Here is a 15,994-nt window from a genome sequence, read left to right as displayed (position 1 = left end):
ATGTCCTTTAGCGATTCATTGGCAAACCGCGTCCGCACTGTCGGGCGCGGTTTCGCCGTCACTGCTACAGTCGGCGCAGCAGCGGGGGCAGCAGCCGCCACTTACGGTTGGTGGGAGAAGGACCAGTTCGAGGTCCGTCACGAGACCCTGCCCATTCTTCCGGAGGGCTTCAAGCCGCTCCGTGTCCTGCACCTGAGCGACATCCACTTCGTCCCCGGCCAGGAGAAGAAGACCCAGTGGCTGCAGTCGCTAGCGGATCTGAAGCCTGATCTCGTGGTCAACACGGGTGACAACCTCAGCCACGCGAAGGCCATCGATCCCCTGATCCAGGCCCTGCGCCCCCTGCTGGAGTTTCCGGGCGTTTTCGTTCCGGGTTCCAACGACTACTATGCCCCGCGGATCAAGAATCCGGCAGGCTACTTCCGCGGTCCTTCCCGGATGCGGACCGATCCCACCGCCTTGGACTGGCCCAAGCTCCGCTCGGCGTTCGGCATGGGTGGCTGGATCGACCTCACCAACCGAGCCCAGTCAGTGGTACTGAACGGGCTGCGGTTCGACTTTTCGGGAGTTGATGATCCGCACCTCGGCCGCGAACGTTATGCCGGCTGGCCCCGCGGAACAGTCAACCAGGACGCCCGCCCCCACTTGAAGGTGGCCGTCATCCACGCACCGTACCAGCGCGTGCTGGACCACTTCACTGAGGCCGGAGCGGATCTGATCCTTGCCGGTCACACCCACGGTGGCCAAATCTGTATCCCCGGCTACGGTGCGCTGGTCGCCAACTGCGACCTTCCCAATTGGCGTGCCAAGGGCCTTCACGATTGGGAAAGTGATAGCTTCACGACGCCGGTGAACGTCTCCGGCGGCATCGGCACCTCGCGCTTCGCCCCGGTCCGCATAGCCTGCCGCCCGGAAGCAGTGCTGCTGACGCTCACGCCTCGCAGCTAGAGTCCGAGCGATTATTACGATCCTCAATAACTGGGTCAAACATTTCACCTACGTTGCGTTGTTCTGTGAAACGAATCACGCCATGACATAGGGTAGTTGCTACGGGAAACTACCTCCGCACCATCTGAAGATCCAGCTGTTGAGAAGCGGGCATGTCCAAGCAAACGTCATTCTTCACCTCCGTCGGCCGCCTGTACCCTCACGTGCGGCCCATCCTCCCCCGACTATTCATGGGCCTCATCTGCGCCCTATTGGCCAGCATTGTTGCACTGACCATCCCGCAAGTGTTGCGGGTCCTGGTCAACAACTCGCTGCAGCCTGGCGGTTCCACGGACGCCGTCTGGATTGCCGCCGTCGTAATTCTTGCTTTGGGTATTGCTGAAGCCGGGCTGGTGGCCCTGCGCCGGCAGTTCGTCATCAACCCCGCCACCACGGTGGAGACCCGGATGCGCGTGACTCTGTACGGCCACTTGCAGCAGCTCACCGTTGCGTTCCACGACCGCTGGGGTTCGGGCCAGTTGCTCTCGCGCGCCATGACGGACTTGAGTTTCCTGCGCCGCTGGATGGCCTTCGGCGCGATCATGTTGGTGGTCACCACGCTGACGGTGATCATCGGCGTGGGCGTGATGTTCTCCATGAGCTGGCAGCTGGCGCTGATCTTCCTGGCAGCGGCCGTGCCGATCATGATCAACTCTTTCCGCTTCCGCCGCCGCTTCAGCTTGGTCACCCGTCTCAGCCAGGACCAAGCCGGCGACCTCGCCACCACCGTGGAGGAATCCGTCCACGGCATCCGCGTGCTGAAGGCTTTCGGCCGGAGCCGCGAAGCGCTGGAAAACTTCAACGGCCAGGCGGAAGAACTGCGCCAAACCGAGATCGCCAAGGCCAAGCAGCAGGCCGGGTTCACACTGGTGGTGACGTTGCTGCCGGAACTGGCGCTGGGCTTCGGGCTGGTGGTGGGCATCATGCTCGCCGCGAGTGGGGAACTCAGCATCGGCGCTCTGGTGGCGTTCTTCGCAACAGCTGCCGTGGTGGCCACGCCCGTGGAATTCTCCGGCATGCTTCTGGCCATGGCACTGACCGCCAAGACCGCCCTGGACCGTCACTTTGAGGTGATGGACACGGAAAACACCATCACCTCGCCGGACCAGGCCGCAGTTCCGGAACGCGTGAAGGGTGCCTTGCGCTTTGAGCACGCAGGTTTCGGGTTCGACGACGGCGGCACCCTCCTGCACGACGTCACCCTGGATATCCACCCCGGCGAGACCATGGCCCTGGTGGGCATCACGGGTAGCGGCAAGAGCGCCCTGCTCCAGCTGGTCCCCCGCCTCTACGATGTCACCGAGGGCGCCGTGACGATCGACGGTGTGGATGTCCGTGACTACGAAATCGACGAACTCCGCAAGATCGTCGCCGTAGCATTCGAGGACACCACGCTGTTCTCCAGTTCGGTCCGGGACAACGTCCTCCTAGGCGCTCCGAATCCCAGCGATGCTGCCCTGGACGAGGCGTTGGACGTGGCTCAGGCACAGTTCGCGTACTCGTTGCCGGACGGCGTGGACACCCTGATCGGCGAGGAAGGTTTGAGCCTGTCCGGCGGCCAGCGGCAACGCATTGCGTTGGCCCGCGCCATCGCCGCCAAGCCGAGAGTTCTGGTCCTGGACGATCCCCTATCTGCCCTGGACGTAAATACCGAGGAACGCGTGGAGGCCCGTTTGCGTGAGGTCCTGCGCGAAACCACCACTCTGATCGTCGCGCACCGCCCCTCCACCGTGGCCTTGGCGGACCGCGTGGCATTGCTCGAAAACGGAACCATCACCGCCGTCGGGACCCATACGGAACTGTTGGCCGAGAACGATCATTACCGCTACGTCATCGCCAGTCTGGACGCCGGTCCCAAGGACCTGGATACCGAACTTGACGAACTCGAAGAAGCAGAGGAGGCCCGCCGGTGAGTGCCGCAACGTTTGGAACCGCCAACGAGGACAACACTCTCCTCAGCAAAGCAGACAGCAAAGCCGTACGACGCCGGTCGCTCACCTTGCTTGCCTCACTCATCCGCCCTGTGCGCTTGCGTTTCTGGCTGACGATCGCAATGGTGGTGGTTTCGCAGCTCACCCGGGTTGCCGGGCCTGCCCTGATTGCTTTCGGAATCGACAATGCCCTTCCTGCGTTGCAGGCTGGCGACAATGGACCCTTGGTGCTGGCTGGTGCTCTGTACTTGGCGGCTGCGATCGCCACGGCCGGAATGACCGCCCTGTACGTGACCTCCACTGCCCGGCTCAGCCAGGCCATGCTGCTGGATCTGCGCCTGCGGGTCTTCCGGCATACCCAGCGGTTGAGCCTGGAATTCCACGAGAAGTACACCTCCGGCCGCATCATTGCCCGGCAGACCTCGGACCTGGAAGCGCTGCGCGAATTGTTGGATTCGGGCGTAAGCTCCTTGGCGTCCGGCATGCTGTTCATGGTGTTCACCGCTTTCACGATCTTTGCGCTGGACTGGCGCAGCGGTTTGATTGTCCTGGCGGCCGGTGTGCCCATGTTCTTCCTTGCCCGCTGGTACCAAAAGCATTCACAGATCGCCTTCCGTGAGTCGCGTGTGGTCTCTGCCCGGCTGATCGTCCACTTCGTGGAGACCATGACGGGTATCCGTGCGGTGAAGGCGTTCCGCAAAGAGCGCGAGAACGCTTCCCGGTACGGTGAGTTGGCCGAGGACTACCGCAAGAACACTGTCCGCTCCATCAACCTGAACGGCATTTTCCAGCCCGGCTTGGTGCTGATCGGCAATGTCTGCGTGGCCGTGGTCCTGCTGTTTGGCGGCTTCCGGGTGCTAAGTGGAGACCTTGCCGTTGGCGTGCTGCTGGCACTCATCTTGTCCACGAAGCGCTTCTTCCAGCCGGTGGACCAGATGGCAATGTTCTACAACTCGTTCCAGAGTGCACAGGCTGCGCTGGAAAAGGTGTCCGGACTTCTTGAGGAAATACCTACCGTCCGTCCACCGAAGAACCCCGTGGCGTTGAAGAGCTCACGCGGCGAAATCGACTTCAAGGGCGTGGAGTTCGGTTACAGCGACGGCAAGGTGGTTGTTCCGACGCTTGATCTGCACATTCCGGCTGGTCAAACCGTTGCCTTGGTGGGTCAAACGGGTGCCGGCAAGTCGACGTTGGCCAAGCTCGTGGCCCGCTTCTACGATGTCACGTCGGGGGCCATCACCTTGGACGGCATCGATCTAAGGGACCTCTCCACCACGGACCTCCGCCGCGCCGTGGTGATGGTGACGCAGGAGGCTTTCCTCTTCAGCGGCTCCGTGGCGGACAACATCGCTCTCGGTCGTCCCGAGGCTTCGCGGTCCGAAATCGAGGCCGCTGCTACAGCTGTGGGGGCCCACGAGTTCATCATGAGCCTCCCCGAGGGATACGACACGGACGTCAACAAGCGGGGTGGCCGGGTGTCTTCCGGTCAACGCCAGCTCATCGGCTTCGCCCGCGCTTTCCTGGCCGCACCGGCCGTGCTGATACTGGACGAGGCAACGTCCTCCTTGGACATCCCTTCTGAGCGGATGGTCCAGCAGGGATTGTCCAGCCTATTGGAGGAAGTGGCTGGTGGCAGGGGAGCCCGCACGGCCATCATCATCGCCCACCGACTCTCAACAGTGGAGACAGCTGACAGGGTTCTTGTGGTCCACGACGGACGTATTGTGGAGGACGGGACCCCCGCTGAACTGATCACGGGCGGTGGACGGTTTGCCCAACTGCACGGGGCTTGGCGGGACTCGTTGGTGTAGCTTTCGCGGCGTGGCGGCTGTGAGTAGCGACACCGGCTCCTCGATTTCGCATCACGGGACGTTTCGGCTATTCTTGAACAGTTGCTTTCGCAGCGGATCGGGATGTAGCGCAGCTTGGTAGCGCGCTTCGTTCGGGACGAAGAGGTCGCAGGTTCAAATCCTGTCATCCCGACCAAACACGAAAATGGCGTCGAGAAATCGGCGCCATTTTTGCTTTAAGTTGGCCAACGCACCCGGACTTATCCACATGTACCATCGTGCCGGTTGGCCTACCTGCCGCGCGTCACTATGCTTTCAGTGGCCTACCAGGGCAGGACATAAAAAACCCCGGAGCATCGCTCGTCACGCTCCGGGGTTTCTTTTACTACAATTGTTTTACATAGGATCAGGCCAGTTGCCGATCGACATCGTGCTGACTGTCGTTTCGGACGTGTCCTTCTTGGGCGTCGTGGTTGTGGACCGCATAGGATCCGGCCAGTTACCAATGGCGCTTACTGTGCTGGAATCTGCTGCGGGAGCAGCAGAGACTACACCGGGAGCCGCAACCGCGAGCGTCAGTGCGCCCGCCACGGCCACTGAAGCAATGATTTTCTTGAACATGATGTTGTACCCCAATGCGAGTCGGATTCGTTACGGAAATTGCACGGTCCCTGTTGACATACATTGTAAAATGTTTTCCACAGAGACTGTCAAGGTTTTGGTCAAAAGACACCTGTAGGAGGGACCCGTGGGAAACGGATTCGGCGAGAAGCTACGTGCCGAACGGCTCGAACGTGGGTTAACCCAGGCAGAGCTCGGCAAAAACCTGTATTCACCGAGCTATATTTCGTTGCTCGAGACAGGTCGCCGCGAGCCCACCGCCGAAGTCATCGAGGAGCTCGCCCGCCGGCTTGAGCTGGCGCCCAAAGCACTTGAAGCGTGGAGCCAACCCGTTTCCGTAAGCGACGCCGAGTACGTCCTCGCCGGCCTCTACGCCCGGCAGGCCTGGGATCTCCGCGACTACCAACTCGCCGCCAGCCACGCAGCAACCGCAGCGCAGATTGCCCTTGAGGCCAAGAACAACAGCGCCTGGTGGAACATGACGTACATGCAGGCCGAGTGCGTGATGAAGCAAGGCCAGTTGAAGGAATGCCAGCAAATTGTTGAACACCTCCTGGAACACCCCATGGCCACGGAATCGGCCGGTCTTGGAGTGCGCGCATGGCAGATGCTTGCCGCGGTGTGTCACGGACAAGGTCAGCTGGCCACCGCCGTCGAGCATGCCAAACAAGCCGTCAAACTCAGCGAGCAGCTGCCCAAGGGATCCACACTCATTATCGGTGCGCACCGCGCGCTAATCGGCGCTCTTGCCGAGAGCGGCAAGCTGGACGAGGCCTGGGAGTACTGCCTGGCGATGATCGAGCACATGGACGAGCACTCCATGTCGCAACTGGCCGGCGAAGTGGCTTGGGTTGTTGGCAACGTTGCCTTCATGCGCCACGACTACGTTGAGGGTATCAAGCACCACGAACGTGCAGCCAAGCTCCTCTCCCCCGCCAACGACATTGAACTGTGGGCCCGATTCAACAAAGCGTCCGCAGCGGTTCGACTGTCCTCTGGGATCGTTGAACCGGAGACGTTGTCTGCCATTGAACGTGCCGAACTCGCGCTGTCCATAGTGGGCGGCAACAAGACGGACCAGTTGGAGGTCGCATTCATCCGCGCCCGCTGGCTGTACCTGACAGGGGATATCCCTGCAGCCGTGGAGAAGCTCCGCGAAATTTACGCAGACCGCAAGGTGCTGGCCCGGCACACCGCCGGGGAAGTCTCGCTGTTGCTGGGGAAGTCCTTGAAAGCAGCAGGGGAAGCCGCTGAGGCTCTCCAGTTCCTGGAAGAGGCACAGCACGACTTCAGTGCGGCAGGAGCCTCGGACCGGGTGCAACAGGCCATGGACGCAGTGCTGGAGATCCGCCTGGCCGAGCGCCGTGCCGCGAAGGAACACTCGCAAGCCTGACTTAACCCAAGTAAGTCCCAGTTAAGCGCGTTTTGAGCGGTCAAAACGCGCTTAACTGCGACTCAGTTGGGTGCTTTAGGCGAAGGTGCGGCCCGTGAGCTTCTCGTAGGCCTCCACGTAGCGGGCGCGGGTGCGCTCCACAACCTCGGCAGGCAATGCCGGCGGCGGAGTGTCGGAGGACTTGTCCCAGCCGGACTCGGCGGAGGTCAGCCAGTCGCGGACGTACTGCTTGTCATACGAAGGCTGCGACTGACCCGGCGCGTACGTGGACGCATCCCAGAACCGTGAAGAGTCCGGGGTGAGTACTTCGTCGCCCAAGGTGATGATGCCAGTGGCTGCGTCGATGCCGAACTCCACCTTGGTGTCAGCCAGGATGATGCCGCGTTCGCGGGCGATCTCCTCGGCACGCGTGTAGATCTTCAGCGTGAGTTCACTGAGGCGGGCAGCGATGTCGTCGCCTACCATGGCCACGACGTCGTCGTAAGTGATGTTGACGTCGTGCTCGCCCACTTCGGCCTTGGCAGAGGGCGTGAAGAGTGCTTTCTCCAAGCGTGAACCATCGACCAAACCCTCCGGCAGTGGAATGTCGCACACCGTGCGGGATTCCTTGTACTCAGCCAAGCCGGAGCCGGTGAGGTAGCCGCGCGCGATGCATTCCACAGGGAACATGTCCAGCTTCTTGCAGATCATGGCCCGGCCCTCAACGGCGGCAGGAACGCCACCCTCAACCGTGGAGGCCAGCACGTGGTGCTCAACGTCCAACTGATCGAACCACCACAGGCTCAGCTGCGTCAGGACGCGGCCTTTGTCCGGTATTTCGCTGCTCAGCACGTGATCGTAGGCGCTGATGCGGTCGCTGGCGACAACCAGCACGCAGTCCTGGCCGATCTTTTCCGTGATTGCTTCGTCGGTCGGGACGTACAGGTCGCGGACCTTGCCGGAGTAGACGTGCGTCCAGCCCGGGAGTTCCAGTGTTTCGGTTTCGAAGCCGCCGGTGGGGATGCCTTCAGTCATGTTCAGGCCTGCACTTTCGGGATGGTTCCGGTGGCCGTGTACGGCACGCGGATTTCGCCTCGGGCGGCTTTGCCACCGATGTCCGTACGGAACTGTGAGCCTTCAAGCTGAACCAGCTCAACGCCGTCGTACGCTTTTTCGCGCGCCTCCACAAGATCGGAACCGAGCGCCACCACCGCGAGGACGCGTCCACCGGCGGAAACCACCTTGCCTTCGTCGTCCAACTTGGTGCCGGCGTGAACCACATGGACGCCGTCCAGCTCGTCAACCTTCTTCAGGCCGCGAATGCGATCGCCCGTGCGGGGCGCGTCCGGGTAGTTCTCGGCAGCAACGACGACGGCGACTGCCGTGTCCTTGGACCAGCGCAGCTCTTCTGCGGTGTCCAGTTCGCCCTTGGCAGCTGCCAGCAGCAGCGCGCCGAGCGGGGTCTTGAGGCGGGCGAGGACGGCCTGCGTCTCGGGATCGCCGAAGCGGACGTTGAACTCGATGACGCGTGTGCCACGGGATGTCAGGGCGAGGCCGCAGTACAGCACGCCAACAAAGGGAGTGCCGCGGCGGGCCATCTCGTCCACGGTGGGTTGGGCCACGCGGTCGATGACTTCCTGGACGAGGCCCTCGGGAGCCCATTCGAGCGGGGTGTACGCACCCATGCCGCCGGTGTTGGGGCCTTCATCGTTGTCGAAGATGCGCTTGAAGTCCTGCGCCGGGGACAACGGAACGGTTGTACGGCCGTCACAAAGGACGAAGAGGGAAACCTCGGGGCCGTCAAGGAATTCCTCGATCACCACGGTCCCACCGGCGTCGAAGCACGCCTGTGCGTGTGCCAAAGCCTCCGCGCGGTCTCTGGTGACCACGACACCCTTGCCTGCGGCCAGGCCATCGTCCTTGACAACGTGCGGTGCGCCGAAGGTGTCCAGGGCGTCAGCAGCTTCCTCGGCGTTGGTGGCAACGCGGGCCATGGCCGTGGGAACGTTCGCTTCGGCCATGATCTGCTTGGCAAACGCCTTGGAAGCCTCCAGTTGGGCGGCTTCCTTACTGGGGCCGAATACCGGAATGCCTGCTTCGCGGACGGCGTCGGACACACCGGCAGCCAAGGGCGCCTCGGGTCCTACAACAACCAAGTCCACGCCCAACTTGGTGGCGAGGGCGGACACGGCTTCCGGATTGTTCCCGTCAATCGCGTGGGTGGGAACGAGTTTGCTGATGCCGGCGTTGCCTGGGGCCGCGTGGACCTCGGAAACGTTGGGATCTTCAAGCAGAGAGCGGACAATGGCGTGTTCGCGGCCGCCTGGGCCAATGACGAGTACCTTCACAGTCCTCAAGGGTACTTTGTGAAGGGCGAGCCGCCTAAGCTGTGTCATTCACCGGACCCCACGTGCACGGGATCACGCGCGGGCGCGCGTATGACCGGGGAACCACCTTGCCGCGCCCCTAGACTTGCTTCATGCCCATAAGTTCGCATGAAACGTTCAACGTTGAGTCTGCGGTGGAACTGGCAGTGATCGAACGAAGTGGCTTTATTGAGTCCCGGCACATCGGCGCGGCCGTGGTTCTTTCCGGTGACGGCTCGGTGGTCACCCGTCTCGGTGACATCGACGCTCCCATCATGGCCCGCTCCACCCTTAAACCCTTCCAAGCCCTGGCTTCCATGCAATCCGGCGTTCCCCTCCGCGGCGCACAAGTTGCTGTGGCCTGCGGCAGCCACACGGGGTCCTTGGACCACATGGACATTGTTGAGGGAATGCTCAAGGCAGCGGGCGTGAAGGAAGATAACCTTCAGTGCCCCACCGCCTGGCCCCAGGACGAGACGGCCCGAAACTGGCTTGTCCGTTCGGAGCGCGGCCAATCCAGGCTCGCTTTCAACTGCTCCGGCAAGCACGCTGCATTCCTGTGGGCGTGTACCGAAAACGGCTGGGACTTGCGCAGCTATCTTGAGCCCAATCACCCACTCCAACAGCGTGTTCGCTTGGTGATCGAGGAATACAGCGGCGAAACGATCTCCCACTTGGGCATAGACGGCTGCGGCGCACCTGTTGCCGCCATTTCGCTGACCGGCCTCGCCCGGGCCTACTCCCGCTTGGCCAAGTCCCCGGGTGATAAATCGTCCAACGCGCGCGCCGCCACCATTGCCACATCCATGTTGGACTACCCTTGGGCCGTCCAGGGTAAGGGCGAGTCCAACACAATCGTCATGGAAGAACTGGACGTCCTGGCCAAAATCGGGGCTGAGGGCGTCTTGGTCCTGGCGACCCCCACCGGCGCCACTGTTGCCGTGAAGATGCTGGACGGGAACCTCCGGGCCACCTCTCTGGTGGGACTGACTCTTCTGGCTGTGAGCGGGGCCGTGGACATCCCGGCAGTTTCCAACGTTCTTGAGCGAGTAGTTGAGCCCGTACTCGGCGGCGGCCACGAGGTCGGCAAGATCCGGCTTGGCCACGCCGTCTCCGCCCTGCTGGACTAGTAATTCTTGGCTGGACTAGTACTTCTGAGGAGAAAAACCCATGGCCGTCGCACGACGCCGCGTCAACATTGAGGAAGGCCGCGCCGCGCTGGCAGCCTGGCAGGCCGCCGTCGAGCCTTCCAGTGGCAACGGCGGTGAGCCGGGCAGCAATGCCGGGACCCCGCCGTCGCGCGCCTTGATTGCGACGGCGGTGCGCTACTCCCTGGAGGAAGTCACCGCCCGCGCACCCGGCAACTCCGTGGAAGTCCGGGTGCCGCCGTTCGGCGTGACGCAGTGTGTTGAGGGGCCCCGCCACACGCGCGGTACTCCCCCGAATGTGATCGAGTGCGACGCCGCCACCTGGCTGTCCTTGGTGACTGGCAGGATTTCCTGGGGAGAGGCAGTGTCGAACCACCAGCTGACGGCGTCCGGCTTGCGTGCGGACCTCGCCGAGCTGCTTCCGCTCTGAGGAGTTGTTGTACAGCTAATGCCCCTAAGACGGCGTCTTAAGGGCATCAGCTATACAAAAACTATTGTGCTAGTCCGGGCAAATCGGCGTGGTCGGTTTGCCGGGCTTGCTCATCTCAAACTGCGGGATGGCGTCAGCAGTAGGGCCTCCGCGGAACTTTGGCGAGGGCTCCTGGCCACCACTGATGCGTTCCAATTCCTGCTGTGCGTAGACGTCTTCCTTGCCGAGCATGATGGCGGTGTCCTCGTTGGTGATCTCACCGTTGAAGGCGCGGACCATGACGCTGCGGTCGAACTGCCCTTCCCACTTGGCCACCACAAACGTGGCCACGCAGTTGCCGAGCAGGTTCACTACGACGCGCATGGAGTCCATGAGGCGGTCGGCTCCGAGGAGGAGGGCGACGCCGGCAACCGGGAAGATGCCGAGGGCGGCAGCGGTAGCGGAGAGTGCAAGGAAGGACGAACCCGGGACTCCGGCCATGCCCTTGGAGGTCAGGAGCAGAACACCCAGGGCTGCCAGCTGCTGGCCAAGGTCAAGGTTGTGGCCGAACGCCTGGGCCAGGAACAACAGCGAAATGGAGAGGTAGATCGCGGCGCCGTCCAAGTTGAAGGAGTAACCGGTGGGAACCACCAGACCTGTGGTTGCACGGGAGCAACCGGCGTTGGTCAACTTGGTCATGATGCGCGGCATCACAGCTTCTGTGGACGCGGTGCCCAGCGCCAAGAGGAATTCCTCGCGGGTGTACTTGAGGAACTGCCACAGCGGTACGCGGGCGAAGCCCCAGGCCACCAGGAACAGCAGACCGATGAAGATGATGGCGGCACCGTAGCACGACGCTATGAGAAGCGCGTAAGTGCCGAGCGTACCCACACCATACTGACCGATGATGAAGGCCATGGCACCGAACGCACCGATGGGAGCCACTTTCATGATCCAGGACATGATCTTGAAGATCAGCTCCAGGACGGTTTCCATGAGGCTGATCACCGGAAGGCAACGCTCGCGGCCAATGACCACAATTGCTGCGCCGAAGAAGACTGAGAAGAACAGCACCTGAAGCAGACTGTTGTTGGCAAAAGCACCGATCACGCTGACGGGAATGACGTCAAGGATGAACGCTGCGGCATCCTTGGGGACGGCGTGGCCGGTCTTGGCATCGAGTGCGTCCTGGGAAAGCGTAGCGGGGTCGATATTAAGGCCAGCACCAGGCTGAACGATATTTCCGACGATGAGCCCGAAGACGAGGGCGAAAAGAGTGGCGCCGGTGAAGTACAGGAGCGCTTTGACCCCGACCCTTCCGACCGCCTTGACGTCGCCCACTGCCGAGATGCCCGTGACGATCACGAGGAAAATCAGCGGAGCGATGATCATCTTGATGAGTTGAATGAATCCATCGCCCAGTGGCCGGAGTGCGGACCCAATGGTCGGCCAAAAATGACCGATGAGTACACCTGCGACGACGGCGATCAGGATTTGAAAAAAGAGCGACTTGTACAGCCGCTTTTTCTTCTGCGGGGCCGAACTCGCCTTCAGCGCCGCGGAGTCTGGGATCTTCATTGATCTGAACCAATCAGTTGGGAACAGCCCCACATTTTGTGGGGGTTTTTCAAATGTAAGCCTGGTCACACCATTCCGCAAGGGGAAATTCGATTTCCATATTGTGGAAGTCATATCTGGTTTTTACGGTGGGTGCCCGTGTTCCACCACCTTCTTTGGCACAGAAAAGCCCGCGACACACCCTCTTACAGGCGTGTCACGGGCAATGAGAAATCAAAGTGGGTGGTGGCGGTACGCGCCCACACCTCGGGGGCCTTCGTTGGGCTAACCGCGGCCCACGAACGGCATGCCGGCAGCCGTCACCACCAAGGATCCAACGCTGGCCGACGCCGGCATGTTGGCCATCATCAGCACAGCACGGGCAGCGTCGTCCACAGGGAACATGGGCTCCACCTTGCGACTCCCGTCCGCCTGCAGCGCACCGGACCCCACGCCGATGGTGTCCATGATTTCGGTGCGGGTATTGCCGATGTCGATTTGCCCGCAGGTGATACCAAATTCACGGCCGTCGAGCTCGATGCTCTTGGTCAGGCCCGTCATCGCGTGCTTGGTCACCGTATATGCCACAGATCTGGGCCTGGGCGAGTGCGCCGAAATGGAGCCGTTGTTGATGATGCGGCCACCTCGAGGCTCTTGGGCTTTCATTGCCCGCACAGCCTCGGCTGCACACAGCATGGAACCGGTGACGTTCACGCGAAGTGTAGCTTCCCACTCATCCACGCTGATCTCGCCCACGTCGCCGGCCGGACCGAAGATGCCGGCATTGTTGAACAGCACATCAACCCGACCCCAGCGTTGGCGAACCTCCGCGAAAAGGCGCGCGACGTCGTCGGGCGCTGTCACGTCGCACGGAACCCCCAGCGCGTCCGGGTGATCGCCCGCAGTTTCCAACAGTTGCGCCTCACGTCGGCCGGCCAAGGCAACGCGGTAACCCTCGGCAAGCATGAGCTTGGCGACGGCCCGCCCAATACCCGAACCGGCCCCGGTCACGACGGCGACCCTGGGGTTTGTGGGCGGGCTGGAGTCAGTCATGTGGTTGCCTTTCGGGGAAGTGCTCGTGACAGAGTCAGCTTGCGGCTTCGGCTGGCTGGGCTGCTGCTTGCGCTGAGGTTATCGGCCAGCCTATTACGGTCTTCGGACGCGGCGTGGCATACGTCCTGACTTTGGACGTGGTCAGGCCGAGGCGCACCAGGGATTCGGCAATGGTCACCGCCGCGGCCACTCCGTCCACTACAGGGACACCCGTGCGCTGGCGGATCTGCTCGTCCAATTCGGCCATGCCGCCGCAGCCCAGGACAATAACCTCCGCCTTGTCATCGCGGACCGCTTGTTCCGCCTGGCTCACGATTGCTTCAACGGCTCGCTCTGGATATTCCTCGAGTTCCAGCACAGCCATACCGCTGGCCCTGACGGAGGCACACCGTGCATCCAAGCCAGCGAGCTTGAGGCGGTCCTCGATGAGTGGAACCGCGCGGTCCAACGTGGTGACCACTGAATACTTGTGGCCCAGGAACATCGCGGTGCTGGCTGCCGCCTCGGTGATATCCACCACCGGGACGTCCAGGAGTTCCTGCAGGCCTTCGCGGCCGTGCTCCCCATAGCCCGCCTGGATGACGGCGTCGAACGGTTCGGGATAGTTCACCACGGCGTCCATGACAGCAATTGCAGCGAGGTAGCTTTCGAAGTTTCCTTCGCACGAGTCGGCTCCGAAGCGCGGAGTAATGCCGATGATTTCGGTGCCGGGGGCAGCCACCGCGCGGGCCTGGGCCGCGATGGAATCCGTCATGGACTGGGTGGTGTTCACGTTTGCGACAAGGATGCGCACGGGTTTCCTCTCAACGGCAACGCCCGTCCTCTGCCGAGTGGCCGGGATCCCGTTGCTGGAATCCGGGAGGACGGGCGACGCCTTGATGTTTCGGTAAATCAGTGGGTGCTGGCGACGGCGATCGGCTCGCCGGAAACGTCCTCGTGGAGCTGCTTCTTGTCAGCCACCGCGAAGAACGTGAGCGCAGCAACGCCGGCTCCGATAAACCAAGCGAACGGTGCTGCCGCCGCCAAGGCTGGAATGAACGCGATGGCGATCGCGATCGCTGCCGCGGGGACCATTGCGATGATGGCCTTTGGGTTTACGCCCCGCTTGTAGAAGTAGGCGCCCTTGGGGTCCTCAGTGTAAAGCTCGGGGACGCTGACCTTGCCGCGGCGGACCAGCCAGTAATCGGCCATGATGACGCCGAACAACGGTCCAAGCAACGCACCGAGTCCACCCAGGAAGTACACAATGACGATCGGGTTGTTGTAGAGGTTCCACGGCAGGATCACCAAGCCAATGGTGCCGCTGACCCAGGCTGCTTTGCGGAAGTTCAGGTGCCGCGGGAAAAGGTTGGTCAGGGCGTAGACCGGAGCGACGAAGTTGGCCATCAGATTCACGGCCACTGTCAGGATCAGCAGGGCGAGGCATGCCAGGACCAATAGCAGGGTGTTCGGGATGCTTTCCACGATGTCCGAGGGGCTCTCAATAACCGTGCCGTTGATCTTGTACTGTCCGCCAGCCATGACCACGACGATGGCGCCAAAGACGAGCATGTTGATGGGGATGCCCCAGAAGTTGCCCTTGACGATCGACTTCTTGGATGTGGATGACCGCGTGAAGTCGCAAAAGTTCAGCACGAAGGTTCCGTAGATGGACACCCACAGTGCTCCACCGGCGAAGATGGTGAGCCACATTTCCCCACCCTCAAGGCCCTTGATGCCGGACCACTGGATGGCGCCGCCGGCCTCGATGAACACCCACACAGCAATCGCGGCCATGGTCACAAGGATGACCGGGCCTGCGAAAGCCTCGTACTTACGGATCATTTCCATACCGAAGCTGACGATCACCAGCTGCACGATCCAGAGCGCCACGAAGGAGAACCAACCCAAGGTTGAAAGGCCAAGGATGGAGTTGCTGTCCAGGTCCTTCAGACCGGGAGCCATGGCTACCAGCATGACGCGGAGGACCACCGAGGCCAGATAGGTCTGGATGCCGAACCAAGCCACGGCAACGGCGCCGCGAACCAGGCTGGCGATCTGCGCTCCCCTGATACCGAAGCTGATGCGGCTCATGACAGGGAAGGGGACGCCGGTTTTTTCGCCCATGAACCCGGAGAAGTTCAGCAGTCCGAAGAGGAGGATGGCACCGATTCCCAGCGCCACCAGGATCTGCCAGCCGCCCAAACCAAGGGAGAACAGTCCGATGGCGAAGGCGTAGTTACCCAGGCTGTGGACGTCGTTGGCCCAGAGGGTAAAGATGCTGTAGCTGGTCCACTTGCGGCCCTTGGCCTTGGTGGGTGCGAGGTCGATGTTGTAAAGACTGGGGCTGATGGTATGGCCTGATGCTTCGGAAGCAATAGCGCAAAGGTCCGTGTTGCCCACGGACGGGTGGTTGGGGCCACCTGCTGGTGTGTCTCCCGGGGTACCAGTGACGCCGACTGATGAAGTCGTCTGCATCGTGGATCTCCACTTCGTACTGATTCCACATTGCGGAATCTAGTTATTGAATAGTGAAAGCACTCTATGACTCAGGTCACGTAACGTCAAGGATTCCTTGTGTATGCAGGGTCACATTCGGTTGCTTGGGCAAAGCTTTCCCAGTTGACTGTTTTGGTTACGCAATCCGTGTTGACGATGCCCACCAGCAGACGTAATCTCGAACTGCAGAATTTTATTCTCACAATACGAAATTCCTTGAGCGCCCCCACAGAGCAAGCGCCCAGACATTCAATGAAGAGAGGTTGGACGTGGCTGCAGGAG

General features: G+C 61.8%; 13 protein-coding genes and 1 tRNA gene. 7 read left to right on the top strand and 7 right to left on the bottom strand.

From position 1 onward, the window contains the following. The 4 genes from J7I86_RS06245 to J7I86_RS06230 all read left to right on the top strand — a co-directional run bounded on the left by J7I86_RS06245 (position 1) and on the right by J7I86_RS06230 (position 4,904). Positions 1-948, top strand: coding sequence for a metallophosphoesterase (locus J7I86_RS06245; protein WP_214817568.1), 948 nt, complete (start codon positions 1-3; stop codon positions 946-948). A gap of 152 nt (positions 949-1,100) precedes the next feature. Then, positions 1,101-2,900 (top strand): ABC transporter ATP-binding protein, encoded by a 1,800-nt coding sequence (locus tag J7I86_RS06240; protein WP_214817566.1) that lies wholly within the window; start codon positions 1,101-1,103, stop codon positions 2,898-2,900. Beyond that, on the top strand, positions 2,897-4,729 hold the full coding sequence (locus tag J7I86_RS06235) for an ABC transporter ATP-binding protein (RefSeq protein WP_214817563.1): 1,833 nt from the start codon (positions 2,897-2,899) through the stop codon (positions 4,727-4,729). The genes J7I86_RS06240 and J7I86_RS06235 overlap by 4 nt, the downstream gene beginning before the upstream one ends. 98 nt (positions 4,730-4,827) lie before the next feature. Further along, positions 4,828-4,904, top strand: a tRNA-Pro gene (locus tag J7I86_RS06230). Between the two features lie 200 nt (positions 4,905-5,104). Here the strand turns inward: J7I86_RS06230 and J7I86_RS06225 are convergent. Continuing rightward, the gene (locus J7I86_RS06225; protein ID WP_214817560.1) at positions 5,105-5,329 is read right to left on the bottom strand and encodes a hypothetical protein; all 225 of its coding nucleotides are present in this window, start codon (positions 5,327-5,329) and stop codon (positions 5,105-5,107) included. Positions 5,330-5,456: 127 nt separating this feature from the next. Between J7I86_RS06225 and J7I86_RS06220 the strand changes: the two genes are divergently transcribed. Then, a complete protein-coding gene (locus J7I86_RS06220) occupies positions 5,457-6,722 on the top strand; it encodes a helix-turn-helix transcriptional regulator (protein ID WP_024818003.1) in 1,266 nt (421 codons plus the stop codon). 75 nt (positions 6,723-6,797) lie between these two features. Here the strand turns inward: J7I86_RS06220 and J7I86_RS06215 are convergent, their stop codons facing one another. Beyond that, positions 6,798-7,736: a phosphoribosylaminoimidazolesuccinocarboxamide synthase gene (locus J7I86_RS06215; RefSeq protein ID WP_214817557.1), complete on the bottom strand. Its 939-nt coding sequence runs from the start codon at positions 7,734-7,736 to the stop codon at positions 6,798-6,800. Between the two features lie 2 nt (positions 7,737-7,738). Next, positions 7,739-9,049: a phosphoribosylamine--glycine ligase gene (gene purD, locus J7I86_RS06210; protein ID WP_159736340.1), complete on the bottom strand. Its 1,311-nt coding sequence runs from the start codon at positions 9,047-9,049 to the stop codon at positions 7,739-7,741. A gap of 131 nt (positions 9,050-9,180) precedes the next feature. Here purD and J7I86_RS06205 point away from each other — a divergent pair, with 131 nt between their 5' ends. After that, positions 9,181-10,197, top strand: a complete 1,017-nt coding sequence (locus J7I86_RS06205; RefSeq protein ID WP_214817554.1) for an asparaginase — start codon at positions 9,181-9,183, stop codon at positions 10,195-10,197. 40 nt (positions 10,198-10,237) lie between these two features. Further along, entirely contained in the window at positions 10,238-10,645 is a 408-nt protein-coding gene (locus J7I86_RS06200; RefSeq protein WP_214817551.1) for a sterol carrier family protein, read from the top strand. Between the two features lie 69 nt (positions 10,646-10,714). Here the strand turns inward: J7I86_RS06200 and J7I86_RS06195 are convergent, their stop codons facing one another. The 4 genes from J7I86_RS06195 to J7I86_RS06180 all read right to left on the bottom strand — a co-directional run bounded on the left by J7I86_RS06195 (position 10,715) and on the right by J7I86_RS06180 (position 15,691). After that, on the bottom strand, positions 10,715-12,202 hold the full coding sequence (locus J7I86_RS06195; RefSeq protein ID WP_214817548.1) for a cation:dicarboxylate symporter family transporter: 1,488 nt from the start codon (positions 12,200-12,202) through the stop codon (positions 10,715-10,717). A 264-nt stretch (positions 12,203-12,466) separates the two neighbouring features. Further along, entirely contained in the window at positions 12,467-13,234 is a 768-nt protein-coding gene (locus J7I86_RS06190; RefSeq protein ID WP_214817546.1) for an SDR family oxidoreductase, read from the bottom strand. 34 nt (positions 13,235-13,268) lie between these two features. Continuing rightward, positions 13,269-14,027 carry an aspartate/glutamate racemase family protein gene (locus J7I86_RS06185; RefSeq protein WP_214817541.1) on the bottom strand — a complete coding sequence of 253 codons (759 nt, stop codon included), beginning with the start codon at positions 14,025-14,027 and terminating at the stop codon, positions 13,269-13,271. Positions 14,028-14,125: 98 nt separating this feature from the next. Then, the gene (locus J7I86_RS06180) at positions 14,126-15,691 is read right to left on the bottom strand and encodes an NCS1 family nucleobase:cation symporter-1 (protein ID WP_214817538.1); all 1,566 of its coding nucleotides are present in this window, start codon (positions 15,689-15,691) and stop codon (positions 14,126-14,128) included. Between the last annotated feature and the right edge of the window lie 303 nt (positions 15,692-15,994).

The sequence above is a fragment of the Arthrobacter sp. ISL-95 genome, from assembly GCF_018613695.1.
Classification (GTDB): Bacteria; Actinomycetota; Actinomycetes; order Actinomycetales; family Micrococcaceae; genus Arthrobacter.
The sequence above is the reverse complement of the archived record's forward strand: the minus strand, read 5'-3'. Positions and strand labels throughout refer to the sequence as shown.

Coding starts and splice junctions, on each gene's coding strand:
- J7I86_RS06240 (WP_214817566.1), top strand. CDS start 1,101: ATGTCCAAGCAAACGTCATTCTTCACCTCCGTCGGCCGCCTGTACCCT.
- J7I86_RS06205 (WP_214817554.1), top strand. CDS start 9,181: ATGCCCATAAGTTCGCATGAAACGTTCAACGTTGAGTCTGCGGTGGAA.
- J7I86_RS06195 (WP_214817548.1), bottom strand. CDS start 12,202: ATGAAGATCCCAGACTCCGCGGCGCTGAAGGCGAGTTCGGCCCCGCAG.
- J7I86_RS06225 (WP_214817560.1), bottom strand. CDS start 5,329: ATGTTCAAGAAAATCATTGCTTCAGTGGCCGTGGCGGGCGCACTGACG.
- J7I86_RS06215 (WP_214817557.1), bottom strand. CDS start 7,736: ATGACTGAAGGCATCCCCACCGGCGGCTTCGAAACCGAAACACTGGAA.
- J7I86_RS06190 (WP_214817546.1), bottom strand. CDS start 13,234: ATGACTGACTCCAGCCCGCCCACAAACCCCAGGGTCGCCGTCGTGACC.
- J7I86_RS06200 (WP_214817551.1), top strand. CDS start 10,238: ATGGCCGTCGCACGACGCCGCGTCAACATTGAGGAAGGCCGCGCCGCG.
- J7I86_RS06180 (WP_214817538.1), bottom strand. CDS start 15,691: ATGCAGACGACTTCATCAGTCGGCGTCACTGGTACCCCGGGAGACACA.
- J7I86_RS06245 (WP_214817568.1), top strand. CDS start 1: ATGTCCTTTAGCGATTCATTGGCAAACCGCGTCCGCACTGTCGGGCGC.